This window comes from Tetragenococcus solitarius NBRC 100494 (assembly GCF_001544195.1).
GTDB classification, from domain to species: domain Bacteria; phylum Bacillota; class Bacilli; order Lactobacillales; family Enterococcaceae; genus Tetragenococcus; species Tetragenococcus solitarius.
On record NZ_BCPY01000082.1, the window covers coordinates 1 to 1,479 of the forward strand.

Consider the following 1,479-nt stretch of genomic DNA (forward strand, 5'->3'; position numbering starts at 1 on the left):
GGGCTCTTTGTCAAACATACTAAGATTAGTAGTGTAATATCACGACGGTGGTATTACACTACTATTTTTTATATAGTAGAAGTGAAGTAAAGACCGCCAACACGATAGGGCCATGGAACCCGTATGTCAAACAGGTCTCCTTCACTAACTATGTCCATTTTGTTTGAAGTATGTTGGTTCGTTGAAACCGTGTATAGGAAAGTAAAAAAGCATGGATTAGTGAGGCTTCAAGATTTTTATTGAGGAGGGATTACTTTGTTTATAATGGCTTTAGATGTTAGTAAAGGGAAAAGTTATATGGTGGTTTATAAAAATGAATATTGTATCGAAGAAAGGGAGATCGTCCACACCCCCGAACAATTTGATAAATTATTACCATTTTTAAAAAATAACCAAGTAGAGGTTGTTTTTGAAGCTACAGGTGTATATTCAAAATGTTGGGAACATTTTTTCACAAAAAATAATTTTTCTTATTCTTGTTTAAACCCTTTAGAAGCAAAATTACAAATAGCCACTATGCGTCAAAGAAAAAGCGATAAAAATGACGCCCATCAATTAGCTCAAACTCATCTGACAAATAAACGATCTAAAACGTTTTGTCATTCAAATAACTATAATGAATTACGCATGTATTCTAAACTATATGATGAGGTCCATTCGAACTTGTTAGTACAGCGCAACTATTTACACAGCGAATTACAACTAGTATTTCCAGGGCTAGAAAAAATTTATAGCAGTAATATGACATATTTTGTTTTAAATATTATGGATAAATATACTCACCCGGACACTGTTCAGAAAACTTCTCCAACAAAGATTAAAAATTATATCTTAAAGCAGACAGGAAAAAAACTGTCCGAAAAGCAAGCCAAAGAGAAAGCCTTGTGGCTTAAATTTATTGCTAAAGAAGCTTATTCTGTAGTTGAGGAAGATAGTTTTATGGTTAAAGAAGTGAAATATCGCTTAAAAACCATTCGAAGTTTAAAACAACAAAAAGATCGAATCTCGAATGAACTCATCCACTTTGCAGAGACATGTACAGAATTTAAATATATAGAAAGTATTCCTGGTATTGGCCCTCTCACAGCTGCACTGTTAATTGCAGAACTTGGCGATATTCGTCGCTTTGACACGCATAAACAAATGAATGCTTATGTGGGGATTGATTTACGCACTTATCAATCAGGCACAATACAACATAAAGATAAAATTCAAAAAAGAGGGAATAGTCGAGCAAGGATGATTTTATTTTTTACTATTCAGAATATGATTAAAAAACAAAAGAATATTAGGAACCATTTTATAGACTATTATTATAAACTAAAAAAGCCACCTTATGTAAAGAAACATAAAGTAGCTATGATCGCCTGTATGAATAAATTACTCAAAACGATTCATTACCTTATTTCTAATAATGAATATTACGATTATACCAAGTCCCCACGAGGTTAATCGAAACTATTATTTACAATTCATACT

Annotated in this window: 1 protein-coding gene; it reads left to right on the forward strand. The window is 32.2% G+C overall.

The window, feature by feature from the left end:
* The first annotated feature begins 264 nt into the window (after positions 1-264).
* Positions 265-1,452 carry an IS110 family RNA-guided transposase gene (locus tag TS1_RS12145; RefSeq protein WP_041591873.1) on the forward strand — a complete coding sequence of 396 codons (1,188 nt, stop codon included), beginning with the start codon at positions 265-267 and terminating at the stop codon, positions 1,450-1,452.
* Positions 1,453-1,479: the final 27 nt, after the last annotated feature.